The 23,845-nt window shown below is 71.1% G+C and carries 19 protein-coding genes and 3 pseudogenes; 13 read left to right on the forward strand and 9 right to left on the reverse strand.

Annotation, left to right across the window (positions count from 1 at the left end; translation table 11 throughout):
• Nucleotides 1–63 precede the first annotated feature (63 nt).
• Nucleotides 64–1,047, reverse strand: a complete 984-nt coding sequence (locus tag ACZ6KY_RS22290) for an aldo/keto reductase (RefSeq protein WP_469312031.1) — start codon at nucleotides 1,045–1,047, stop codon at nucleotides 64–66.
• A gap of 114 nt (nucleotides 1,048–1,161) precedes the next feature.
• Between ACZ6KY_RS22290 and ACZ6KY_RS22295 the strand changes: the two are divergent.
• A pseudogene (locus ACZ6KY_RS22295) lies at nucleotides 1,162–1,254 on the forward strand (cyclase family protein); the annotation flags it as partial.
• A gap of 30 nt (nucleotides 1,255–1,284) precedes the next feature.
• On the opposite strand, the gene ACZ6KY_RS22300 reads toward ACZ6KY_RS22295, so the two are convergent.
• Together ACZ6KY_RS22300 and ACZ6KY_RS22305 are read right to left on the reverse strand one after the other, a co-directional pair.
• Nucleotides 1,285–1,719 (reverse strand): DUF7144 family membrane protein, encoded by a 435-nt coding sequence (locus tag ACZ6KY_RS22300; RefSeq protein ID WP_469312032.1) that lies wholly within the window; start codon nucleotides 1,717–1,719, stop codon nucleotides 1,285–1,287.
• A gap of 677 nt (nucleotides 1,720–2,396) precedes the next feature.
• Nucleotides 2,397–3,191 (reverse strand): SDR family oxidoreductase, encoded by a 795-nt coding sequence (locus tag ACZ6KY_RS22305; RefSeq protein ID WP_469312050.1) that lies wholly within the window; start codon nucleotides 3,189–3,191, stop codon nucleotides 2,397–2,399.
• Between the two features lie 518 nt (nucleotides 3,192–3,709).
• Between ACZ6KY_RS22305 and ACZ6KY_RS22310 the strand changes: the two genes are divergently transcribed.
• From ACZ6KY_RS22310 to ACZ6KY_RS22325, 4 genes are all read left to right on the forward strand, one after another.
• The gene (locus tag ACZ6KY_RS22310) at nucleotides 3,710–4,264 is read left to right on the forward strand and encodes a gluconokinase (RefSeq protein WP_469312033.1); all 555 of its coding nucleotides are present in this window, start codon (nucleotides 3,710–3,712) and stop codon (nucleotides 4,262–4,264) included.
• 171 nt (nucleotides 4,265–4,435) lie between these two features.
• Nucleotides 4,436–5,167: a dienelactone hydrolase family protein gene (locus ACZ6KY_RS22315; protein ID WP_356781742.1), complete on the forward strand. Its 732-nt coding sequence runs from the start codon at nucleotides 4,436–4,438 to the stop codon at nucleotides 5,165–5,167.
• 863 nt (nucleotides 5,168–6,030) lie between these two features.
• A complete protein-coding gene (locus tag ACZ6KY_RS22320) occupies nucleotides 6,031–8,184 on the forward strand; it encodes an RICIN domain-containing protein (protein ID WP_469312051.1) in 2,154 nt (717 codons plus the stop codon).
• A gap of 22 nt (nucleotides 8,185–8,206) precedes the next feature.
• Nucleotides 8,207–9,499, forward strand: coding sequence for a ThuA domain-containing protein (locus tag ACZ6KY_RS22325; protein WP_469312034.1), 1,293 nt, complete (start codon nucleotides 8,207–8,209; stop codon nucleotides 9,497–9,499).
• Between the two features lie 83 nt (nucleotides 9,500–9,582).
• On the opposite strand, the gene ACZ6KY_RS22330 is transcribed toward ACZ6KY_RS22325, so the two are convergent.
• Entirely contained in the window at nucleotides 9,583–10,383 is an 801-nt protein-coding gene (locus tag ACZ6KY_RS22330) for a DUF1206 domain-containing protein (protein ID WP_469312052.1), read from the reverse strand.
• Between the two features lie 29 nt (nucleotides 10,384–10,412).
• A complete protein-coding gene (locus ACZ6KY_RS22335; protein WP_469312035.1) occupies nucleotides 10,413–10,811 on the reverse strand; it encodes a hypothetical protein in 399 nt (132 codons plus the stop codon).
• Nucleotides 10,812–11,002: 191 nt separating this feature from the next.
• Here ACZ6KY_RS22335 and ACZ6KY_RS22340 point away from each other — a divergent pair, with 191 nt between their 5' ends.
• From ACZ6KY_RS22340 to ACZ6KY_RS22365, 6 genes are all read left to right on the forward strand, one after another.
• Nucleotides 11,003–11,926 (forward strand): MurR/RpiR family transcriptional regulator, encoded by a 924-nt coding sequence (locus ACZ6KY_RS22340; RefSeq protein WP_469312036.1) that lies wholly within the window; start codon nucleotides 11,003–11,005, stop codon nucleotides 11,924–11,926.
• 451 nt (nucleotides 11,927–12,377) lie between these two features.
• Nucleotides 12,378–12,755 carry a hypothetical protein gene (locus ACZ6KY_RS22345; RefSeq protein WP_469312053.1) on the forward strand — a complete coding sequence of 126 codons (378 nt, stop codon included), beginning with the start codon at nucleotides 12,378–12,380 and terminating at the stop codon, nucleotides 12,753–12,755.
• Between the two features lie 49 nt (nucleotides 12,756–12,804).
• A complete protein-coding gene (locus tag ACZ6KY_RS22350) occupies nucleotides 12,805–13,707 on the forward strand; it encodes an MBL fold metallo-hydrolase (protein WP_469312037.1) in 903 nt (300 codons plus the stop codon).
• A gap of 152 nt (nucleotides 13,708–13,859) precedes the next feature.
• Nucleotides 13,860–14,219: a YkvA family protein gene (locus ACZ6KY_RS22355; RefSeq protein ID WP_469312038.1), complete on the forward strand. Its 360-nt coding sequence runs from the start codon at nucleotides 13,860–13,862 to the stop codon at nucleotides 14,217–14,219.
• An 89-nt stretch (nucleotides 14,220–14,308) separates the two neighbouring features.
• Nucleotides 14,309–15,733 (forward strand): CAP domain-containing protein, encoded by a 1,425-nt coding sequence (locus ACZ6KY_RS22360; RefSeq protein WP_469312039.1) that lies wholly within the window; start codon nucleotides 14,309–14,311, stop codon nucleotides 15,731–15,733.
• Nucleotides 15,734–16,004: 271 nt separating this feature from the next.
• On the forward strand, nucleotides 16,005–17,261 hold the full coding sequence (locus tag ACZ6KY_RS22365) for a serine hydrolase domain-containing protein (RefSeq protein ID WP_469312040.1): 1,257 nt from the start codon (nucleotides 16,005–16,007) through the stop codon (nucleotides 17,259–17,261).
• A gap of 24 nt (nucleotides 17,262–17,285) precedes the next feature.
• On the opposite strand, the gene ACZ6KY_RS22370 is transcribed toward ACZ6KY_RS22365, so the two are convergent.
• Nucleotides 17,286–19,631 carry a glycoside hydrolase family 65 protein gene (locus tag ACZ6KY_RS22370; RefSeq protein WP_469312041.1) on the reverse strand — a complete coding sequence of 782 codons (2,346 nt, stop codon included), beginning with the start codon at nucleotides 19,629–19,631 and terminating at the stop codon, nucleotides 17,286–17,288.
• Nucleotides 19,628–20,368, reverse strand: a complete 741-nt coding sequence (locus ACZ6KY_RS22375; RefSeq protein ID WP_469312042.1) for an HAD family hydrolase — start codon at nucleotides 20,366–20,368, stop codon at nucleotides 19,628–19,630. The genes ACZ6KY_RS22370 and ACZ6KY_RS22375 overlap by 4 nt, the downstream gene beginning before the upstream one ends.
• A 175-nt stretch (nucleotides 20,369–20,543) precedes the next feature.
• On the opposite strand from ACZ6KY_RS22375, the pseudogene ACZ6KY_RS22380 reads away from it, so the two are divergent.
• Nucleotides 20,544–21,173, forward strand: a pseudogene (locus ACZ6KY_RS22380) (nucleoside/nucleotide kinase family protein); the annotation flags it as partial.
• Nucleotides 21,174–21,495: 322 nt separating this feature from the next.
• Here ACZ6KY_RS22380 and ACZ6KY_RS22385 read toward each other — a convergent pair.
• A pseudogene (locus tag ACZ6KY_RS22385) lies at nucleotides 21,496–21,777 on the reverse strand (hypothetical protein); the annotation flags it as partial.
• Nucleotides 21,778–21,949: 172 nt separating this feature from the next.
• Nucleotides 21,950–22,711 carry a peptidoglycan-binding protein gene (locus tag ACZ6KY_RS22390; RefSeq protein WP_469312043.1) on the reverse strand — a complete coding sequence of 254 codons (762 nt, stop codon included), beginning with the start codon at nucleotides 22,709–22,711 and terminating at the stop codon, nucleotides 21,950–21,952.
• A 306-nt stretch (nucleotides 22,712–23,017) separates the two neighbouring features.
• Between ACZ6KY_RS22390 and ACZ6KY_RS22395 the strand changes: the two genes are divergently transcribed.
• Nucleotides 23,018–23,698 carry a DUF6445 family protein gene (locus ACZ6KY_RS22395; protein WP_469312044.1) on the forward strand — a complete coding sequence of 227 codons (681 nt, stop codon included), beginning with the start codon at nucleotides 23,018–23,020 and terminating at the stop codon, nucleotides 23,696–23,698.
• Nucleotides 23,699–23,845 lie beyond the last annotated feature (147 nt).

The raw sequence follows: 23,845 nt of genomic DNA on the forward strand, positions 1-23,845 counted from the left end.
CATCCCCGGCGGCAGGGACCGCCAGGAACGGGTGCGTCCCCGCCGCCGGGTTTCGTCTCGCCGCTACCAGCGGCTCTCCACCTGGCCCTTGATCCGCCGCTCGTACAGCTCGTCGATGGCGTCCAGCGTCGTGCGCGAGAGCTCGGGCAGCTTCGCGGCCGCAGCGTTGGCGCGGGCCTGTTCGGGGGAACGGGCTCCCGGGATCACCGTGGTCACGCCGGGCTGCGCGATGACCCACCGCAGCGCGAGCTGGGCCGGGGTGTACCCCTCGGGGGCGAGGGCGGAGAACTCGGCCGCCGCCTCCACGCCCGTCACGAAGTCGACCCCGGAGAAGGTCTCGCCCTGGTCGAAGGCCTCGCCGTGGCGGTTGTACGTGCGGTGGTCGTCGGCGGCGAAGACGGTGTCCTTGGTGTACTTGCCGGAGAGCAGCCCGGAGGCCAGCGGAACCCGCGCGATGACGCCGACGCCCGCCTCCCGGGCCGCGGGCAGGACCTGCCGCAGGGGCTTCATCCGGAACGGGTTGAGGATGATCTGGACGCTCGCCACGTTCGGGCGGGCGATGGCGGTCAGCGCCTCGTCGCACGTCTCGACGCTCACGCCGTACGCCGCGATCCGCTCCTCCTCGACCAGGGTGTCGAGGGCGTCGAACACCGCGTCGGTGGAGTACACGGGGGTCGGCGGGCAGTGCAGCTGCACCAGGTCGAGGCGGTCGACGCCGAGGTTGCGGCGGGAACGGTCGTTCCAGGCGCGGAAGTTGTCGAGGACGTAGTTCTCCGGGATCTGGTCGACACGGCGGCCCATCTTGGTGGCGACCATGACATGCAGGTCCGGGCGTCCGCTCAGGAAGGTCGCGATGGTCTCCTCGCTGCGCCCGTCGCCGTACACATCGGCGGTGTCGAAGAAGGTCACCCCCGACTCCGCGGCCGTCTCCAGCACGGCCAGGGCGTCCTTCTCACTCACGTCGCCCCAGTCGGCCCCCAGTTGCCAGGTGCCGAGACCGATCACCGAAGCATGCTGACCCGACCTGTCGAATACGCGCTCGTCCATGGCGCCAGTCTGACACTTCCCGCAGGCCGGACAGGACGCCCGCGCCCCGCGCGTCCTCGCTCTCCGGTGCGTGCGTCACCGCGAGCAGTTCCAGGACCTGGCGGCGGTCCGCGACAGGAGGGACGCTGGTCCTTCCTGCGCGTGATCGCGCCGCTGCGGCTGCCGGCCGCCGCGGGTTCACGGGTCAATCCGATCGCCCTGTTCTGAGCGGCCGCCTCCGGTCACGTACGGATCCGGCTACACCCGCGCCCCAGGCACGTGCTTCGGTTCGGCCAGGAGACCGTAGATGACCAGCAGGGACACGAGCATCGTGAACACCGACCAGAACGGGTAGACCGGCAGGAAGATCATCTGCGCGATCAGGGCGAACGCGGCCAGGCAGATGCCCGTCAGACGTGCCCCCCGGGAGCCCACGAACACGCCGAGGCTCGCCAGCGCCATCACGATGCCGAGGACGACGAAGATCCAGCCCCAGGCCGTGTAGTTGAGGATGAGCAGCCGGTTGCCCTGGGAGTACACCTTCGAGTAGTACCCGTGGTTGAAGATCGCCACGAACCCGTTGAGGAGATTGAACAGAGCGCTGACCATCAGCAGGATCCCGGCGAAGGCCACCCAGTGCGAACGCTCCATCGGCGGCACGAGGTCGGCTGGCTCAGAGGCTTGTTGCTGCATGAGATCCATGAGATCCAGCCGGATGCCAGACCGCAATTCGTACGGGACCGTTGGTGTTCGGACGCGACGGGGGCGGGTGGCCCGCACGGACCGTCGTCAGACCCCGTCGTCCGTTCCCTTCATCGGTTCCGTCGTCGGTTCCCGTCCGTTCCCGTCGTCAGTCCGCCCGCACCGGGCCGGGTACCCAGGCGGGACCGGGCAGGAGCGCGGTGTCATGGGCCCCGGGCTGCGGGGTGCGGGCTCGGTGACCGGTTCCAGCCGCCCGTCCGGCCGTACGAGGAACAGCAGCGGGTGTCCGGCCGGGATGCCCTGCTCGACACGGCGGACCGGACGTCGACGTTCGTGGGTCTGCCCTGGAAGTCCGGGGTGAAGCCCCGCTGCGTGTTCATCCATGAGTTCGCGCCGATGACGGCGAACGCCCCCGTCAGCGCGGCGAGCGGCAGCGGGGTGGTGAGCCGGAAGTGCGGCCACGCCGGGAGGCGGCGTCAGCCGTGGAGGTCGATGGCGATCAGGACCGCTTCCAGGAAGAGCGCCCAGGCCTCCACCCCGAATCCGCCGCATGAGCAAGGCATTCATCCTGCTGGCCGGCACTCCCGAGGTCCTCATCGGCTGGTGCCGGCGGTGGACGCGGGCAGGGCGTTGGCGGGGAGCACGAGGTGGGGGCGGGCGCCACCGCCTCAGCCGCCGGTGGCGAAGCCGGGGAAGAGGGTCATCCCGCCGTCGACGAACAGGGTCGTGCCGACCACGTAGTCCATGAGGTCGGAGGCCAGTACCGTCACCGCGTCGGCGATGTCCTGGGGGTCGCCGACCCTGCGGTAGGGGATCAGTTTGAGCAGCTCCGCCTCGGCCTCTGGGGTGTCCCAGGCGCTGCGGTTGATCGGGGTCTTGATGGCGCCGGGCGCGACGGCGTTGACCCGGACCCCGTGCGGGCCCAGTTCCTGGGCCAGCGTCTGCATGAGCATGAGGACGCCGCCCTTGGACGCGGCGTAGTTCAGGTGACCGGACCACGGAATGAGCTGGTGCACGGAACTCATGCAGACGATCTTTCCGGCGGAGCGGGAGACCTCCGGCACGACACCGCGCCGTAGGAACTCCTTGGTCGCCTCCCTGGCGCACAGGAACTGGCCGGTGAGGTTCACGTCGATGACCTTGTGCCACTGTTCGAGGGTCATCTCCGTCACCGACGCGTCCCGTTGCAGGCCAGCGTTGGCCACCAGGACGTCGATCGTGCCGAACTCCTCCAGCATCCGCGCGAACATCCCGACGACCTGGCCCTCGTCGGACACGTCCGCCTCATGGGCGAACGCCCGCACACCGAAGCCCTCGATCTGCCGGACCACGTCCTCGGCGGCCTCCTGCCCGAAGACGTAGTTGACGACCACGTCGGCGCCCGCCCGGCCCAGCGCGATCGCCGTCGCCAGTCCGATGCCGGAGTTCGCCCCGGTCACCAGAGCCTTCTGGCCCCGCAGCAGCGGCAGCCCCGCAAGCTGCCCACCGGTGTCCACGCCTGAGGCCACTGCCGTCTCCCATTCGTCGGTGTGCCGTGTTCGGGGACCGGACCGGCCGTCGGTCCGCCGGCCGGCCCACGCGGGCCGGCTCGGCAGGGGCGCCGGTGTCCCTGGGCCGCGCGGAGGTCCTGTCCGCCGCGGCCACGTCGACTTCGGGGCCGCAGACCCCGTACCGAGGCAATCACCCCTGCCCGGAGTCGGCGAGGGCGGACTCGCCCCGCTCGGCCGTTGGGAGTAGCCGGGTCCCCCCGGCGGAGCAACCGCCCGGCTCCGGTGCCCCCGCTGAGCGAAAGCACCGCACGACCGTGCCCGCCCGGGTGGGGAATCCACCGCGCGGAACAGCACCGGCCTGCGTGCGCGGCGCGCCCATCCGGGTGCATTCCGCCGGACCACGCCGCCGCGCGGGCCCGGCACCCCGGCCCTCCCCCGAGGATTCCGGCGTGGGCACCCACGTCCTGCCGGATCGACCCAGGAGGAGCCGCATGCCATCACCCGGGGCCGCACCGACGATCGTAGTCGTCATGGGCGTCTCGGCGTCCGGCAAAAGCACGTTCGGCAGGAAGCTCGCCCAGCGTCTCGACGTGCCCTTCGTGGAGGGCGACGACTTCCACACACCGCGGAACATCGCCAGGATGAGCGCGGGCCGGCCGTTGGACGACGCCGACCGTGAACCGTGGCTGCACACGCTCGCGAACTGGATCCGCGACGCGATCCGGTCCCGGCGGAGCGCGGTCGTGTCCTGCTCGGCCCTGAAGGCGACCTACCGGGAGCTGCTCCGTGCGGCCGGGCCCGGCGCCGTGTGGTTCGTGCACCTGGACCTGGAGCGGGAGACCGCCAGGCGGCGCATCACGCGTCGCACCGGCCACTTCATGTCCGAGCGACTGCTCGCATCCCAGTACGACGCCCTCCAGCCGCTGCTCGACGACGAACCGGGGCTGACGGTCGACGCGACGGGCGACACCGAGGCGGCCTTGGACCGGGTACAGACCGCCCTCGCCGCATTCGAATCCGAACGCCGGGGCACGACCACCGACTAGCGTCCTGCGCCGGAAGTTCCTAGGTAGTTCCCCGGCTGAGTCGCGGACGGCCAGTGCTGCCTGGTCGGCGACGGGAATCCGACCGCCAGGACGAGACAGATCTACCCACGGATTTCAGGCACAGGACACTAGAGTTGAGGCGACATTCAGCGACGGAACCACGGGGGACTGATGACCGGTCAGTGGGAAACACTCGGCGAAACGGGCGGCGTCGAGGCGTATGTGCACCGGCCGGCGGGTGACGTGCGGGGCGCCGTGGTGGTCTGCTCGGAGCTCTACGGAGTGAACGCCTACGTCCGCGACACCTGCGCCGAGTTGGCGGCCTCCGGCTATGTCGCGCTGGCGCCCGACTACTACTGGCGCAGCGCCCGCCGCACCGGACTCGGGTACTCCGCCGAGGAGCGCGACGACGGCCTCGTGCTGATGCGCGCCCTGGACCGGGACGAGTTGGTGGCCGACGCCTCCGCGGCGCTGGCCGCGGCACGCACGGAAACCGGGGAGCGGGGCGTGGCCTTCCTCGGACTGAGCATGGGCGGGCACATCGCGGTCCGGGCGGCGACCGAGCTGAGCTTCGAGCTGGCGGTCCTCTTCTACCCGGGCTGGCTGCTGAACAGCGGCTTCCCGCTGGTCGGTCCGGTGCCCCCGCTGGAGACCAGCGAGCGGATCGCCGCGGGCGGCGCGTTCCTGCTGGGCTTTCGCGGCGAGCTGGACCACATCATCCCGGCCGAGGAGTGGGAGCGGGCCGAGCGGCAGCTCACCGAGGCGAAGGTGCCGCACGAGCTGGTGACCTACCCGGGCGCCCGGCACGGCTTCGCCTGTGCGGACCGCCCGGACGACCACGACCCACAGGCCGGCGCGGATGCCTGGCGCAAGGTCTACGCCGCCCTGGAGTCGCACCTCTAGTGTCCTGTGCGGAAGTTCCTAGGTAGTTCCGGCTGAGTCGCGAACGGCCGATGCCGCCTGGTCGGCGACGGGAATCCGACCGCCAGGACGAGACAGATCTACCCACGGATTTCAGGCACAGGACACTGGCGGCACGCAGCGTCGAGCCGAGGGGCGAAGGACGGGGGCCGAGGGGGACGGCGGAACACGCACAGCGCCCCGGAAGTGCTTCCGGGGCGCTGTTCCGCGGCAGCCGCTTCCCTTGCCGCAGGACACGAACCGGCGGTGCCGGTCGGCGCGGTGGCCGGTGGATTCCTGTGTCTCTCCAGGACAGGAGTCACCGACCCGGAACCAGAGTGCCCTGAGATGCGGGTGAGGTGGGCGCGGTTCGCCGCCATGTCACCACGTTGTAAGGAACCACACACCCGGGAAGCCGTTCCGGAACCCGAGCGTGACCCCGATTCAAGAAGTGAACCGCGAAGTACCCGGGGGGGGAAGGGCGCACGTCGTCGCGATCCCGTCGTGGTCGCGTGGGCGGCCGGCGGTTCAGCACGCCGACAGCGGGTCCCAGTTCACCGAACCCATGAACACCCTTGCGGTGGCGCCGAGTTCAGGGTCCGCCTGTTGACGGGATGTTCAACTCCTGCCGCCCGCAGCCGATTTCAAAGGGTTCTTTGTTTCATATCTTGACGTCTTTGGTGCAGACCTTTAGGTTCACCGATCACCACGACTCCATGAATGCATTCGATGTTCACGGACATGAACCCCCCACCAGTTCAGGAGTGTCCCCCATGTCCAGATTCACCCTGCCCAGATCCGGAAGAGGGTCCGGGCGGCACCGAACGACCAGGCTGCTGACGGTGACCGCGCTCGTGGCGGCGACGATGTCGGGCCTGACCCTCGCCTCGCAGAACGCCGCCGCCCGGAACGACACCGTCGCGCAGGCAGCCGCGGTGCCGGCCGGCTGGGCCACCGTCGTCAACGCGGGCAGCGGCAAGTGCGTCGACGCCCGAGCCGCCGGAACGGCGAACGGCACGGCGGTCCAGCAGTACGCCTGCAACAGCAGCCAGGCCCAGCAGTGGCAGTTCGCGGCCACGTCGGGCGGCTACTCCCAGGTCGACAACCGGGCCGACGCCACCAAGGCCTGGGACATCACCGACGTCTCGACCGCGGACAGCGCGCTGGTGCAGCTGTGGGCGTACGGCGGCGGCACCAACCAGCAGTGGCAGGCCGTGGCGGAGGCCGGCGGCGCCTACCACTTCGTGAACCGCAACAGCGGCAAGTGCCTCGACGTGCCGAGCGCCTCCACCGCCGACAGCGTGCAGCTCCAGCAGTACACGTGCAACGGCACCACGGCCCAGTCCTTCTATGTCAACGCGGTGGACACCCAACAGCCGCCGGGGACACCGGACCTGGGCCCGAACGTCACCGTCTTCGACCCGTCGACACCGGCCGCGACCGTCCAGAGCAGTCTCGACTCGGCGTTCTCCCAGCAGGAGACCAACCAGTTCGGCACCGCCCGCAAGGCCTTCCTCTTCAAGCCCGGCACCTACGACGCCAACGCGAACGTCGGCTTCTACACCCAGGTCGCGGGTCTCGGCCTGTCCCCCGACGACGTCGACATCCGGGGCTCGGTGCACGCCGAGGCGGACTGGTTCCAGGGCAACGCGACCCAGAACTTCTGGCGTTCGGCGGAGAACCTGTCGGTGACTCCCACGTCCGGGTCGGACCGCTGGGCGGTGTCGCAGGCGGCGCCGTACCGTCGGATGCATCTGCGCGGCAACCTGGCGCTGGACGACGGCGGCTGGTCGAGCGGCGGCTACATGGCCGACACGAAGATCGACGGCCAGGTCAACTCCGGTTCGCAGCAGCAGTGGCTGTCGCGGAACACCGAGTGGTCGAACTGGACCGGCTCCAACTGGAACATGGTGTTCGTCGGCGCGAAGAACGCCCCCGCGAACAGTTTCCCGAACCCGCCGTACACGACGGTGGACCAGACGCCGGTCTCGCGTGAGAAGCCCTTCCTGTACGTCGACCCGGCGGGCGCCTGGAAGGTGTTCGTACCGTCCGTGCGCACCAACTCCAGCGGCACGAGCTGGAGTTCGGGAACTCCCGCGGGCACGTCCCTGCCGCTCTCCGACTTCTTCATCGTGAAGCCGGGCGCGACGGCGGCGCAGCTGAACGACGCGCTGGCCCAGGGCAAGAACCTGCTGGTGACACCCGGCGTCTACCACCTCGACCAGACCCTCAAGGTCACCCGGGCCGACACCGTCGTGCTGGGCCTCGGTCTCGCCACGCTCGTCCCCGACAACGGCGTCACCGCCATGACGGTCGCCGACGTGAACGGCGTCCAGCTCGCCGGGCTGCTGATCGACGCGGGCACCACCAACTCCGCGCAGCTGCTGGAGATGGGGCCGAGCGGCTCCTCCGCGGACCACAGCGCCGACCCGAGCTCCCTGCACGACGTGTTCTTCCGCATCGGCGGCGCGGGCGTCGGCAAGGCCACCACCAGTCTGACCATCAACAGCGACGACGTCATCGGCGACCACCTGTGGCTGTGGCGCGCGGACCACGGCAGCGGGGTCGGCTGGACCAGCAACACGGCAGACACCGGGCTCGTCGTGAACGGCGACGACGTGACCATGTACGGCCTGTTCGTCGAGCACTACCAGAAGTACCAGACCGTCTGGAACGGCAACGGCGGCCGCACGTACTTCTACCAGAACGAGATGCCCTACGACCCGCCCAACCAGGCGGCGTGGATGAACGGTTCGACGCAGGGCTACGCCGCCTACAAGGTCGGCGCCTCCGTGACGAGCCATCAGGTGTACGGCTTCGGCAGCTACTGCTACTTCAACGTCAACCCCGCCGTCGCCGCCGAGCACGCCATCGAGGCCCCCAGCAACGCGAACGTGCGCTTCAAGGACATGGTGACCGTCTCGCTGGGCGGTACGGGCACCATCCGGCACGTCGTCAACGACCGGGGCGGCCCGTCCAACTCCTCGACCAATGTCGCGAACCTCGTCAGCTACCCCTGACACGTACGGGAAGGAGAGTCGGATGCGCATCAGCGAATCCGGTCCGGCGCGCGGTGTCCTGCGGGTCCTCGTCCTGCTGGCGACCCTGCTCGGCCTCGCGGCTCCACCGGCCGCGCAGGCGACCACCACGGCGGCCCCGTTCAAGGTGCTCGCCCTCTACAACGGCACCTGGGACGCCGCCCACATCAGCTTCGTCCACGAGGCCAACGACTGGTTCCCGAAGCAGGCCGCGGCGAACGGCTTCACCTACACGGCCAGCAACGACTGGGACCTGCTCAGCAACGGAGGCGTGAACGCGTACCAAGTCGTCCTGTTCCTCGACGACCTGCCGCAGACCGCGGCCCAACGCGCCGGTTTCGAGCAGTACATGCGCGCCGGCGGCGGCTGGCTGGGCTTCCATGTCTCCGCCTTCACCACCGACGCGCAGAGCTGGTCCTGGTATCACGACCAGTTCCTCGGCAGCGGCGACTTCAAGTCCAACACCTGGGGGCCGACCACGGCCGTCCTGAAGGTGGAGGACCGGACGCATCCCTCCACCGCGAACCTGCCCACGACGTTCACCTCGTCGGTCAGCGAGTGGTACAGCTGGTCCAACGACCTGCGGCAGAACCCGGACATCAGGATCCTCGCCTCGATCGACCCGAGCAGCTTCCCGCTGGGCACGGACCCCGACCAGACCTGGACCAGCGGCTACTACCCGATTCTGTGGACCAACACGAAGTACCGGATGCTGTACGCGAACTTCGGTCACAACGCGATGGACTACGCGACGAACACCACGCTGTCGTCGACGTTCGCGAGCGCGACGCAGAACCGGTTCCTGCTGGACGGACTCAAGTGGCTCGGCGGGGCGGACACCTCGGTGCCACCGGCGGATCCCATCTCCGAGACCACCTGGTACTCACTCGCCAACTCCGGCAACGGCACCTGCGTGGACGCCCGTTCGGCCGGTACGGCGAACGGGACCGCGATCCAGCAGTACGCGTGCAACGGCACGCAGGCGCAGCAGTTCCAGTTCCGTTCGACGGACAGCGGCTACACGCGGATCACGCTCCGGCCGAATCCGCAGCAGGTCATCGACGTCACCGACCGCTCGACGGCCGACAACGCGCCGTTGCAGCTGTGGAGTTGGTCGAGCGGCCAGAACCAGCAGTGGCAGCCGGTGCGGGAGAGCACCGGGCGCTATCACTTCGTCGCCCGGCACAGCGGCAAGTGCCTGAGCGCGGCGGGTTCCGCGGCGAACAGCGTGCAGCTCACCCAGCGCGCCTGTGACGGCTCGGCCGCGCAGAGCTTCGCCCTCACGGCGCAGCCCTGACCGGTCCCTGCCATGCCGCAAAGGGTGTCCCCGTCGCGTGCGCGCGACGGGGACACCCTCGCCTGGGAAGCGCCCCTGCGGCTTCACACCCTCCGCCACCGTGCCATCGCGAAGGAGAACAGCCCGAACAGGACCAGCCCCGCGGCGACGCAGACGAGCAGCCACGGGCCCGCCGGGGTTCCGGCGAAGGACCGCAGGGTGCCGTCCATGCCCTTGGCCTGGTCGGGCCGGTAGTCGACGGCGGCCCGGACCGCGAAGGCCCCCGCCGCGGCGAACACCACGCCACGCGCGGCCCCGCCGCCGACACCCGCCGTGTCGACCGCCCTGCGGACCCGTCGCGACATCTCACCGAGCTTCAGGTGCTTGTGGTACTTGCGCATGACGGCCCGTACGGCGATCCAGCCGCCCGCCACGACAAGACCCACGCCGGCGATGCCGACGATCCACTGGCCACCGGGCATACCGAGCGCCTTGGCCGTGACGTCGCGGGACTGCCGGTCGCCCGAACCGCTGCCGCGCGCGCCGGCGGCGAAGGCCAGCACGGAGTAGGCGACGAACCCGTAGAACACGCACCGCGCGCCCGACATCAGGCGCTTGCCCGCCGCTCCGCCGTCCTGCCCGGCGGCACCGAACAGCGCCTCGGACAGCCGCCACAACGCCATGCCGACGAGCCCCGCGCCGAGGGCCCACAGCAGGGCCGCCCCGAAGGGCTTGGAGGCGATCTCCTGCAGGGCGCCGCCCCGGTCGGCCTGCTGTCCGCTGTCGCCGAAGGCGATGCGCAGCGCCAGTACGCCGACCAGGGCGTAGATCACCCCTCGCGCGGTCAGTCCCGCGCGTGCCGCTCCTTCCCGTGCCGAGCCGGTCGCCGCGCGGCGGGCACCCATCTCTCCGCCGCGGGCCGCCGTCCCGGCGTTCACACGGACCGCATCTCGTGCGCCGTACTCGAATCCAGCCGCAGCTTCATCTGAACCTCCTGGTCACCGGCCTCCGTGCCCAGCTCGTGCACGGTGAAGACGGCACCGAGGGCCTCCCGCAGACGCTGTGTCGCGAGGGGACCGCCCTGTGCCTCCACCGTCGGCTGCCCCGAAAGTTCCGCGACAGGCCCGGCACCGGCCCGGGGATCACCGGCCGTGTCGAACAGCGCGGTCCACACCGTCGGTCTGCCGCTCGCGGACTCGTGGGGCTCGTCCGCGTCCTCCCGGTCCGCGACGAAGCGTCCGGACAGGACGGCGAGCACGCTCTTGGCGTCGGCCGCGGAACAGTCCCCGAGCATCACGTGAACCGTTGACGCGGGCAGTTGTTGCACGCTCATGAAAACCCTCTCCCTCGCGTCGGCGTACAGGCACGCGCGCCCGCGAACGAGCACGTCGTGATGCCTGTGCGGGTACCCCGCGATCGGGCGCGAAACGAGGAACGCACGCATTGCTTGCGCCCGTACCGGCCCAGGTCAGAAAGGTCGGTGAGCTATGTTGAGTTCTCGTGGGACATGAAGGAGGCGCACCGGTGCCATCGCCGCAGCAGGCACGCGCACAGGCATCCGCGATCACCTCGGGAAAGACGGCACCCGAGGCGGGCGCCGCACCCACGTCCCAGCTCAGGGAACTGTTCGACGGGCCCCGGCTCTCCCCGGGCCAGCGGCGCATCGCCCAGTACCTGATCGAGCACATCACCGAGGCGGCGTTCCTGTCGATCACCGACCTCGCCGAGCGGGTGGGCGTGAGCCAGCCCTCCGTGACCCGCTTCGCGGCGGCGGTGGGGTTCAGCGGCTACCCCGCGCTCCGGGAGAGCCTGCAGGCCATCGCGCTCAGCACCCTCGGCAGCACACCGGGAACCCCGGCCGAGGTCACGAGCAACGAGCTCCAGGCCGCGGTGGACGCCGAGATCGAGAACCTGGAGAACCTGCGGCGGGACTTCGCCGATCCCGACCAGATCATCCGCGTCGGCCTGGCCCTGTCGAAGTCGGCGCCCCTGACGGTGCTCGGGCTGCGGATCTCCGTCTCGCTGGCCGAGTACTTCGCGTACGCGGCCCGCCGTATCCACCCTGACGTGCGGGTGGTGACGCGCGGCGGCTCGGTCGCGTACGACGCGCTGCTCCAGTCGCGCGAGGCGGGCGGCACCTGGGTGCTGGCCTTCGGGATGCCCCGGCACGCCCAGGAGACGCTCACAGCCATGCGGGTCGCGCGCAGCGCGGGCCTCCAGGTGGCCCTGATCACCGACCTCGGGCTCGGCCCGCTGGCCGACGAGGCCGACGTCACCTTCGCCACCGGCACCGGGTCGCGCCTCGTCTTCGACTCCTACGCGGCGCCCGTGGTCCTGTCGGCGGCGCTGCTCCAGGCCATGACCGACGCCGATCCGGAGCGCACGCAGGGACGCCTGGAGGAGTACGAGCAGGTCGCCGAGGAGCACCAGTTCTTCCTGCGCGACTGACCCCGGCACCACGCGAGGACGGTCACGCGACGGCGCGGGCCGCGTCGCCGCACGGACCGCCTCGCCGCACGGACCGCGTCTCGGCACCGGCCGCCTCTCGGCACAGTCGCCCCACGACCCGAGGCCCGAGCCCCTCGCGGTACCCACCGAACCCCTCCCCCGTACCGGCTGTCACCACGGCATCACGGGATCATTCATATCAAAGCACGCATGAATGTTTTCATGCCCTTGCGTATCCGGCGGTATATATAAATACTTCTTTCGGATCGTGACCTGGAGGCCTCCAGGTCACTACCCATGACCACCCGGGGCCGTCCGCTCCTACCCGCATCGGGTCCCGGGTGTTCGAGCGGGTCTCGCCTGCGAGACCCGTGGTGGCGGCCCCGGTCATCCCCTATGCCGGGGCCGCCCCAGAGTCCCCCGCCGACGTAACCCGGAAGCGATGAACAACATGGCCCTGACGTATTCACCGATCACCTCGGACTGGCCGTGCCAGGTCAAGACCCCCGGCAGCTTCGACTGGGAGCGATCGGCGGTGAAATGGCTGCGCGAGCTGGTGCCGAGCCGCTACGCGAGCTACCCCGTCCTGCACAAGCACCCCGTCCTGCTGGCCCGCCACGCGCACCTCCAGGTGCAGCAGGAGATACGGGTCGCCCGCACGGCACTGCAGACCGCCCGCTCCGAGCTGCCAGGCCTCGGCCTGCAGGAGGGGGTCATCGAGCACACCATCAAGCTGTACGCCGCCGAGCTCATGCAGCTCCAGCACATCGCGCGGAGCATCCGTACGGTGTCCCAGGCGCTGGTGGACCACGCCCACCCGCGAAACTGAGGTCCCGGGCCCTGCCGTGGTCCGGCGGGACCGAGCCCGAGGAGACAGCGTGGACACTGCTGGGAAGCAGACCGACGGCGCCCGTGGAAGCGATGATTCCGCACCTGCCGCACCTCTCGACGTGCGGTGGATCCACGGCTCGCCCTCGGCCAAGCACAACACGGATCCCGACATCCAGGTCCACGCCTACGACGAGCACACCGTGATCCTTCGCCAGAACATGGCGATCGACTACGAAGCGCCCTTCATGTTCCTGCTGTTCGGGACCGCGCGGGCCGTGCTGATCGACACGGGGGCCACGGCCTCGGCCGGCCTCTTCCCGCTGCGTCGCGTCGTCGACGAGGTGATGGAGTCCTGGCTGGCCGGGCATCCCCGGGACGACTACGGGCTGCTCGTGCTGCACACCCATCCGCACGGCGACCACATCGCGGGGGACGGCCAGTTCACCGGCCGCCCCGGCACCGAGGTCGTGGACGCGGCGCCGGCCAGCGCCTGGGACTTCTTCGGGTTCCGTGACGATCCCGACGCCGTCGCCCGGGTCGATCTCGGCGGCCGGGTGCTGGAGTGCCTGGCCACGCCGGGGCACCACGAGGCCTCGGTGACGTTCTTCGACCCCTGGACCGGGTTCCTGCTCACGGGCGACACCGTCTATCCGGGGCGCCTGTACGTCGAGGACTGGCCGGCCTTCACCCGCACCGTCGACCGTCTGATCGACTTCTGCGGGCGGCGCCCGGTCACCCACGTGCTCGGCTGCCACATCGAGATGACCCGGGAACCGGGGCGTGACTACCCCGTGCGCACCACCTATCAGCCCGACGAGCCGCCGTTGCAGATGACCACGGATCAGCTGCTGGACATCCGCCGGGCCATCGTGTCCGTCGGCCCGCGACCCGGCCGGCATGTCTTCGACGACTTCGTCATCTGCCGCGGCGACACACCGGGCGCGGGCTAACGGGTGTCGTTCGGGTCACCCGCCGCCCGTACCCGCCTGCCCCTGCCCCTGCCCCCGAACGCGCGCACGGATGGCCTACCCGGGGCGGTAGCCTGGCCGCGAGCGGGCACACGGGAGGGAAGCGCACCCCGACGAGATCTCTGGACGGACACATGGATTCGACCTCATGGACCCTGGTCCTCGTCATCGTCGCGGTCCTCGCGGCCGCCGCGCTCGGGGTGGCGCTGATGCTCCTGCTCCGCCTCGTACGCACCCGCCGTGATCTGCGGCGGGCCGGACTGCCGACCGGGCCGCGCTGGGTGTTCTGGGGCGCCGTCATCTATCTGGTGCTGCCGACCGACCTGCTGCCCGACCCGATCTACCTGGACGACATCGGCGTCATGCTGCTCGCCCTGCGCTCGCTGCGCGCCGCCGCGCCCGCCGTGTCGTCACTCCGGCCGCCCGCCGCCCCCGGCGGTCTCCGCGCCATGCCCAGCCCGCGGCGGGCCCCGCGCAAGTCGCGGGAACCCTAGGGCGCGGGTGGTCCGTTGAGCGGTCGACGGCCCGTGCTCCGCGCCGGATGGCGCGGCGGGCACGGATCACCACATCGACGGGCGGCGCCATGAGCGAGCTGGTTCCCGGGGCCAACACGCCCCTGCCGGACGGGGTCCTGACCCTCAGGGTCCCGGGCCCCTTCGACGTGTCCGCCCTGATCACCGACGACGGCGGCAAGGTGCGCGGCGACGGCGACTTCGTGTTCTACAACCAGCCGGCCGCGCCCGGCGCCCGTCTCGACGGCGACCGTCTCACCATCGATCCGGCGCGGCTGAGGCCCGGAGCTGCCCGCGTCACGGTCGTCGTCAGCCCCGCCGACCCCGCGACTCCGCTGGGCCGGCTGCCCTCCCCCACGGTGCAGGTCACCGCATCGGACGGCCGCGCCCTCGCCCGGTTCACCCCGCCCCGGCCGGAGCGGGAGACGGTGCTGCTCCTCGCCGAGCTGTACCGGCGCGGCACGGCCTGGAAACTCCGCGCTCTCGGACAGGGGTACGCGGACGGACTGGCGGGCGTCGCGCGGGATTTCGGGGTCGACGTCACGGAGGACACCGCGCCGTCGGGTACGGCGGCGAGCGCGACCCCGGACGCGGGGCGCGGAGCCGCACCGGGTGGCCGGCCCATGACGAGGCCGGGCGCCGGGCCGGTCGTGACGGCGAGAGGCGGATCGGTGGGTACGGCGAGAGGGGGTCCGGTAGGTACGGCGGATGGCGGGTCCGACGCCGATGGATTCCTGGGGCCGGTGAACTCCGCGCGCGGCGCCGCGGGTTCGCCGCCCGTCCGCCTCGACGCCCGGCTGACGGACGCGGCACGGAGCCATGCGACCGCCATGGCGGCATGCGGCCTGCTCGGTTCGGAGAGCCCGGACGGCACCTCCGTCTACCAGCGCGTCATCTCGGCCGGTTACCCGTACCTGACCATCGGAGAGCATCTGGTCTCCGGCCCGCGCACCGCGCAGGAGTTCGTCGAGTACTGCCTCTCCCGCGAGGAGTCGCGGCGTACGCTGTGCGATCCGGCGTTCGACCGGGCGGGACTGGCGTGCGTTCCCGACGCCCGCACGGGCGACCTGTACTGGACGGCGCTGTGGGCCCGGCCGTTCAGCCCGGCGGGCCTGGAGCGGACGGCGCGCGAGGTCATCGCGCTGACCAACGCCGAGCGGGCCTCGGCCGGCCTGCCGCCCCTTCACGCCGACGCGACGCTCACCGCCGCGGCCCAGGCCCACAGCGCCGACATGGTGGCCCGCGACTTCTACGCGCACGAATCCCCCGACGGCAGCCGGCCCTGGGACCGGGCCGCCGCGGCGGGCTGCACCCGCCGCTCCATCGGCGAGAACATCGCCTGCGGGCAGCGCTCCCCCGCCGAGGTGGTCCTCGGCTGGATGAACAGTCCCGGCCATCGCGCCAACATCCTCAAGCGCGACTTCACCCACATAGGCATCGGCCTCGCCGGAGGCAGCCGGGCGGGCACGTACTGGACCCAGCTCTTCGGCGGCTGACCCGGCGTCAGCCCCCGGGCGCCGTCGCGCCGCCCGTAGAACGGGCGACCATCTGAACGGCACCCATCCGAACGGGCACCCGTCCGGAGCCTCACCCGGCAGAGCGTCTTTCCGCCAATTCGCCGATTCCCCTTCACCGTTTGCGCTTCATCCCCGGGCAATGCGACCCGCGCGCCCCTTCAGCGCGTACAGATGGTGCCGACGCCCGCATCCGCGGGGCGGTTCGAGCCGGCACGTCGAACCGGCAGACGGCACTCGGGAGAAGAATCAGATGGTCTCAGCAACGGTGGGTACGGGCACGGCGCTCGGCGCGGTTGTGGTGTCCCTGCTGGCGGCCCCGGCGCAGGCCGTGACGCCGGCGGGCACCAGCCGTTCCGGCATCGAACGGGCCGCGGTGGCCGCCGCCGCGGCGCCCGACGACGCGGGCCTGCGCGCGATTCTGCGTACGGCGCGCAGCCAGGGAGCGCCCGGCGCGATGGCGAGAATCGACGACAACGGCACGGTGCACCGCCTCGTCGAGGGGGTCGACGACCGGGCCACCGGACGGACCATCAGCACGAACGACCGGTTCCGCGTCGGCAGCGTCACCAAGTCCTTCTCCGCCGTGGTGCTGCTCCAGCTGGTCGACGAGGGCAAGCTGAAGCTCGACAGGTCGGTCAACAGCTATCTGCCGGGCCTGCTCCCCGACAACAGGATCACCGTGCGGCACGTACTGAGCCATCGCAGCGGTCTGTACGACTACACCAACGACATGTTCGCCCGGACGGTCCCCGGCTTCGAAGCCGTCCGCAACAAGGTGTTCAGCTACCGCGACCTGGTGAAGCTGTCGCTGAAGAAGCCGCGCACCAACGCGCCGGGGGCCGCGTATTCGTACTCGAACACCAACTTCGTCGTCGCAGGGATGCTGATCGAGAAGCTGACCGGGCACGCCGTCGGCACCGAGTACCAGAAGCGCATCTTCACCCCGCTGAACCTCACGAACACGTTCTACGTCCATCCCGGCACCGTGATTCCGGGCCGGCACGCCAACGGCTATCTCACGCCCGACACGGCGGGAGCGGCCCTGGTCGACGCCACGAAGCAGACCGTCTCCTGGGCTCAGAGCGCGGGCGCCATCATCTCCACGCCGCACGACCTGGACACCTTCTTCTCGGCGCTGCTGCGCGGCAAGCTCATGTCCGCCGCCCAGCTCACCCAGATGACGAAGTGGACGCGGGTGAACAGCAACACGTCCTACGGCCTCGGGCTGCGCCGCCGTGATCTGTCGTGCGGGATCTCCGTGTACGGGCACACCGGCACCGTGCAGGGCTACTACACGTACGCCTTCACCACGAAGGACGGCAAGCGCAGTCTCACCGCGCTGGCCAACACCTCGAACAACACGACCGTGCTCAACACCATGTACCGCACCCTGGAGCCCGCGTTCTGCGGCAAGCCCGCGACCAAGGCCGCCGCCCGGACCGGCGCACCCGACGCGGCGCCCCTGGAGCGGCACGAGGACATCGCGCCCGCCATCACCCGCGACTGACGCGCCGACGCCCCCCGCCGCGTCTCACCCCTGGGGATTCGGCCGCCGGTGCCGCGGCTGGTCCGGGGCGGGGCGCAGCCGCGGCGCCGGGATGGGCAGGCTGTGCGGCTTGTCGGCGTCGACGGTGAAGGGTTCACGGTAGTGATGGATCTCCAGGGGGCCGCCGCCCACGAGCGTGTACGTGGCGACGTCCTGCCCGATCTCCACGCGCAGCCGGCGGCCGAGGACCTCCAGGGAGAAGGCGAGACGGCTGAACCGTTCCGGCAGCCGGGGCGCGAACTCCAGGGTGTCCCCGTGGTGACGCAGCCCGCCGAAGCCCGCGACCAGGGCCATCCAGGTCCCGGCGAGCGAGGCGATGTGCAGTCCGTCGCGGGTGTTGTGCTCCAGGTCCTGCAGATCCATCAGCGCGGCCTCGACCAGGTAGTCGTAGGCGAGGCCCGGATGACCGGTCTCGGCGGCGATCACGGCCTGGCAGCAGGCCGACAGGGACGAGTCCCGGACGGTGAGGGGTTCGTAGTAGGCGAAGTCGCGGGCCTTCTGCTCCTCGTCGAAGAAGGGGCTGCACTTGTACAGGGCGAGCACCAGGTCGGCCTGCTTGACGACCTGCTTGCGGTAGATGTCGAAGTAGGGGAAGTGCAGCATCAGCGGGTACTGGTCGGGGCGGGTGGCGGCGAAGTCCCAGCGCTGGTAGCGGGTGAAGCCGGCGTTCTGCTCGTGGACGCCGAGCTCGTGGTTGTAGGGGATGTGCATGGCGTCGGCGGCGTCGCGCCAGGCGGCGCTCTCCTCCTCGTCGACGCCGAGTTCCGCGGCCCGCCGGGGGTGCCGCTCGACGGCGTCCGCGGCGGCCAGCAGGTTCGCGCGGGCCATCAGGTTGGTGTACGTGTTGTCGTCGGCGACGGCGCTGTACTCGTCGGGTCCCGTCACCCCGTCTATGTGGAACCGTCCCTGGTGGTCGTGGTGTCCCAGGGAGCGCCACAGCCGTGCCGTCTCGGTCAACAGCTCGACGCCGGTGTCGCGTTCGAAGCGCGTGTCGCCCGTGGCGGCGGTGTAGCGGATGACGGCGTCGGCGATGTCGGCGTTCACATGGAACGCGGCGGTGCCGGCCGGCCAGTACGCCGAGCCCTCCGAGCCCGCTATGGTCCGCCAGGGGAACGCGGCTCCGCCCAGGCCGAGTTGGGCCGCCCGCTCGCGTGCGGCCGGAAGGGTGTTCTGGCGCCAGCGCAGCGCCTCGGCGACGGCACCGGGCGAGGTGTAGGTGAGCAGCGGCAGGACGAAGGTCTCGGTGTCCCAGAAGGCGTGGCCGTCATAGCCGGAGCCGGTCAGACCCTTGGCGGGGATGGCACGTTGTTCGGCGCGGGCGCCTGCCTGGAGGACGTGGAAGAGGGCGAAGCGGACCGCCTGCTGGATCGCCTCGTCGCCGCCCACCTCGACGTCGGCGCGTGCCCAGAAGTCGTCGAGATAGGTGCGTTGTTCGTCCACGAGCTGCTGCCAGCCGCTGTGCTGGGCGGCGGCGAGCGCCGCGTCCACCTGGTCGCGCAGAGCGGGCAGGGAACGGTTTCCCGACCAGCCGTAGGAGACGACTTTCTCCAGGCGCAGTGTCTGGCCGGGCTCCAGCACGGAGGTCACCGTGAGGCGGGCGACGTCGTCGCTGCTCTCGCTGGTCATGGTGGTCCGGTCGGGCCCCCTGACCGCGTGGTCGGCGGCCGCGGCGACCCGCAGCGCGCTGTTCCGCGTGCGGTGCACGAGCCGCAGCCGGCGGCCCGCCGCGTAGTGCTCCTCCGCCTCCAGCGGCGAATCCAGGGCGACCGCGGTCCGCGGATCGCCGGTGCGGCCGGGCAGTTGCTCGTTGGCGACGAGCTCCGACTGGACGACCACCCGGGTCCGGCTGTCGACGGGCTCCACCTCGTAGGCGACGGCCGCGATCGCCCGCTGGGTGAAGGAGACGAGCCGGGTGGAGCGGACCCGGACCGTGGAGCCGGCCGGCGAGGTCCACTCGCAGGTGCGGGTGAGCAGCCCGGTGCGCAGGTCGAGGACGCGCTCGTGGGAGCGCAGTCGTCCGTAGCGCAGGTCGAACGGTTCGTCGTCCACGAGCAGCCGGACGATCTTGCCGTTGGTGACGTTGATGACCGTCTGCCCGGACTCCGGATAGCCGTAGCCCGCCTCCGCGTAGGGCAGCGGATGCGTCTCGTGGACGCCGCCCAGGTAGGAGCCGGGCAGGCCGTGGGGTTCGCCCTCGTCGAGGTTGCCGCGCCAGCCGACATGGCCGTTGGCGAGGGCGAACACGGACTCGCTCTGCGGCAGCAGCCCGAGGTGCAGCTCGCTCTCGCGCAGGGCCCAGGGCTCGACTCCGTACGACGAATGGGTGATCACGCGGGCTCCCCCAGTTCGGCCAGATCCCGTACGACGATGTCGGCGCCGTGGGCGCGCAGGGCGGCGCTCTGGCCGACGCGGTCCACGCCGACGACGTACCCGAAGTGGCCCGAGCGGCCCGCGTCCATGCCGGCGAGCGCGTCCTCGAACACGGCCGCCGCGGACGCGTCGACACCGAGGTCGTGGGCCGCGGCCAGGAAGGTGTCGGGGCGCGGTTTGCCCGGCAGCCGCCGTTCGGTGGCGACGGCACCGTCGATGCGTACGTCGAAGAGGGACTCCGCCCCCACCGAGCGCAGGACGTCCCGGCAGTTGGCGCTGGAGGAGACGACCGCGGTCCGCAGGCCGCGCGCCCGGACGGCCTCGATATAGCGCAGCGTGCCGTCGTAGGCCTCGACCCCGTCCGTGCGGATCATGTCGAGGAGCAGTTCGTTCTTGCGGTTGCCCAGGCCGTGGACGGTGGCGCGGTCCGGCGGGTCGTCGGGGGTTCCTTCGGGGAGTTCGATGCCGCGCGAGGCGAGGAAGGTGCGGACGCCGTCGGCGCGCGGCAGCCCGTCCACGTACGCGGCGTAGTCGTCGGCGTCGTCGAAGGGGCGGAATCCGTCGCCGTCACGTCCGCGCAGGAAATCGTCGAACGTGCGCTTCCAGGCGGCCGCGTGGACCACGGCGGTCTTGGTGATCACCCCGTCGAGGTCGAAGAGGCAGGCCAGGATCTCTTTCGGCAGGCCGAGCTCAGTCATACGAGCAGTCTTCCCCCGGGAACCGCCTCCAGCGGGTGGCGCGCGCCACATCACCGGGCGCCAGGTTTCAGTCGTGCGGTCATCGCCCCCTCCGGCACAGGACTTCCCCTGTACCCCGTGTCGTCGATACTGGAGGCATGGAAATCGCTGTCCCCGTCCCCCTGTCCCGGCTCGTATGACCGAGGGGGGTCCTACCTTCGACGACCTGGTGCGGCGGGCCGCCGCGCTCGTACGTCCCGGTCGGCGCGCCCTTCTCGGTATCGCCGGCAGCCCCGGGTCGGGCAAGACGACGCTTGCCGAGCGGCTGGTCCGGCGGCTCGACGAGGACGGGGCCTTCGGCGTCGCGCATGTGCCGATGGACGGGTTCCATCTCGCGGATGCCGAGCTGGACCGGCTGGGGCGCCGCGACCGGAAGGGGGCTCCGGACACGTTCGACGCGGCGGGGTACGCGGCGCTGCTGCGCAGGCTGCGCGAGGACGAGGAGGATCTCGTCTACGCGCCCGGCTTCGAGAGGGTCCTCGAACAGCCCCTGGCGGGCGCCCTTCCGGTTCCCCGGACCGCCCGTCTGATCGTCACCGAGGGGAACTACCTGCTGCTGCGCGAGGACGCGTGGGCGCGGGCCCGCGCGCGGCTCGACGAGGTGTGGTTCTGCGAGCTCGACGAGGCCGACCGCGTCCGGCGGCTGGTCGCACGCCACGAGGAGTTCGGCAAGGATCACGACACGGCTGTGGCGTGGGTGCTGGGAACGGATCAGCGCAACGCCGAGCTGGTCGCCGCGACCCGGAACCGCGCCGACCTGATTGTCGGGCCGACAGTGGCCGGGACGGCGGCCACCGGAGAGGCCGCCACCGGAGGAGCGGTCGCCGGAGGTGCGATCACCCGGGAAGCGGTCGTAGAAGCAGGGGTCGCCGAAGAGGGAGTCGCCGGGGAGGCGGTCATCGGGCCGGCGGTCGGCGAGGCCGGATCCCCGGTTCGGGTTCCCCGTGGGCATCGCCCGCGGGATCGCCGATCAGCGCGGTGAACGCCTCGGTGATGGGGGCCAGTCGGACCGACGTGCCCGCGAACGTGGGGGTGCAGGGGCCGCCGGGTCCATGGCGGACGGCGAAGGCGGGCGGCGGCGCAGGTTTCGGGTAGCCGGGGTTGTCCTCGGTGTGGACGCGCTCGCGCAGATGGAAGGCCAGGCTGCGGCGGACGGCCTCCGGAATCCGGGGATCCTTCGTGCGCTGCCAGGCGAGGGCCTGCAGGGAGGTGATTCCGAGCGAGGTGTCGCCGATGTCGTCGCGGGCGGCGGGGTGTTCGAGGTTCCCCTCGGAGATGAGGCGGGCGAGGGCCTCCTCGGCGACGGCGTCGTAGGCGGCCGGATCGTCGGGGAGATCGTGCAACGGGCCACGCCGGCAAGGAAGACGCACGGAGATCAGCCCCTCGTGCCGGAGGTCGTCACATCCTCGACCAGGTTCGCGCGGGGGCCGGGTGGGCAGATGAGCGGGAGCGGGTGTGCCGGCCCGGCGAACATCACGGTGCCGAGAGGTGGGAGGCCGGGGCGGGGGGAGCGACCGTCACCGCGCCGCCCGCCCCGGCCGTTCAGGGGGCGGTCGTCCTGGATTCCAGGTCGGCCCGTGTGTCGTTGCCGTAGACGCCGGACTCGTCGCCGCGGATGCCGTACCAGAGCTGGAAGCGGGCGACGGCCGCGGCGAGCGTGGCGTCGTAGGTTCCGCTGGTGCTGCCGTGGTCGTACACGTTCGGGATGTGGAGCAGGCGTTGCTGAAGGGCCGTCACCTCGGGACCGCTGTCGCCCTCCCGGAGGGTTCCGGCGCCGTCCGGATCGGTGGCCCCCGACGAGTCCCGGCCGGCCGGTGCCGCCGAGGGATTCACTCCGGCTCCCGCCGGGGACGCGTCGTCCCGGCCCGCGCCCGGCAGCAGGAGGGCGACAGCGAAGCCGATCAGGGCCGCCGCCACGACGGCGACCGTGATCGCGGCGCGGCGCAGGCTCATGTCGCGCCCGAGGCCGTGGGCGCCTCCGGGCCGCTTTCCGTTCGGGCGTCCGCTTCCCGCGGTGGGTCCGTCGGCCGCGTCCGCCCGCGGCGCGTCGGCCGTGTAGTCCTCCCCGGCCGGGACCGGGGGCAGCTCCTCGGTCTCGTCCTCCTCGGGGGCGGGCAGGAGTCGTATCGCGGCCGCGGGTGGGGCGATCGACTCGTAGTCCTCGTCCGCGTCCGTCATCCCCTCCTTCTCGCGCACCTGCCGCAGCAGCTCCGCAAGGGACTCGGAGCGGCGGCGGCGCTCGATGTGAGTGGGTTCGATCACTGAGCGCCCGGTGGACTTCCCGCGTTCGGGCCGTGTCGACACACTGCTCTCCTTCCGTGCACGCGGTCTCCCGCCGTCCCTGTGCAGTGATACGGGGGCGCGGGCCCGGACGTTCAGCACGCCACCGCACCTCGATGACCGCGCTCAGGCCGGACCGGCCACCGCCGCGACTCGGACGCGCGGCGCGAACTCGGCCTGTCTCAGGTCACGTTGACGGGCCCGGGATTCACGCACGGGTCTCACGGACGCGGAGGCCGGCTCGGGATGGCCGATCCATGAAGCCGAGTTGGCGGAAGGTTGACCAATTCCCTGGAGATCACTTACGGACGCGTCTATAGGGTCGGCCGCATGCCCCCACAACCCCCGAGAACACCGGCGTTGCCGGTCCTCCCCTATCGGAAGCCCACCCGGGACCGGGACTACTGGGTCTTCGACAACGTACTGCCCGACGCGGACGCCGTACGGGCCCGGTGCGTCGGCAAGGACGACTGGGTCAAGGGCCATCCGTACACCTCGGAGAGCTGGCCGGGGCTGCGGACGATGCCCGGACTGGAACCGGATGAATTGACGCGCGTAGAGCGGCTGGTGAAGAAGGCCACCGGCGCGCAGAAGCTGTGGCAGCAGTCGACTCCGTCGGGTGCCACGCTCAACCACAACTGCGTCCAGGTCGTCGGCAAGGACGAGGGCGAAACCCGCCCCCACACGGACTCCCGCGCCCTGTGCCGTTACGCCGCGGTGCTCTATCTGAACCCGAACGTCCCCAAGGACTGCGGAACGAGCTTCTTCCGGCAGAGCCTGCCCGGCGGCCGGCTCGGCGGCAATGTCGTCGTCGCACCGCACAACAACCTGGTCGAGGCCCTCGGTACGCGTTTCGTCCCGCCGGACTCCTTCGTCGAGGACATCCGCGTCCCGCACCGCTACAACCGGCTGCTCCTCTACAACGCCAACCTGATGCACAGCGCCACCGACTACTGCGGGACCACCATGGAGGACAAACGGATGACCGCCGTCTTCTTCTGGATGGCGTGATCCGGACCGGCCGCCCGGCCGGCTCCCAGCGTCGGACACGGCCCCGGACCATGGGCGAATTCGAGTGGTCGTCGCAACACGTGATCGGTTGTTCAGGCCGCGAGCAGTTTAGACAGGCGCTCGGCTGGGGTTTCCCAGCCGAGCGTT

It is taken from the genome of Streptomyces sp. NPDC042002, assembly GCF_055588305.1.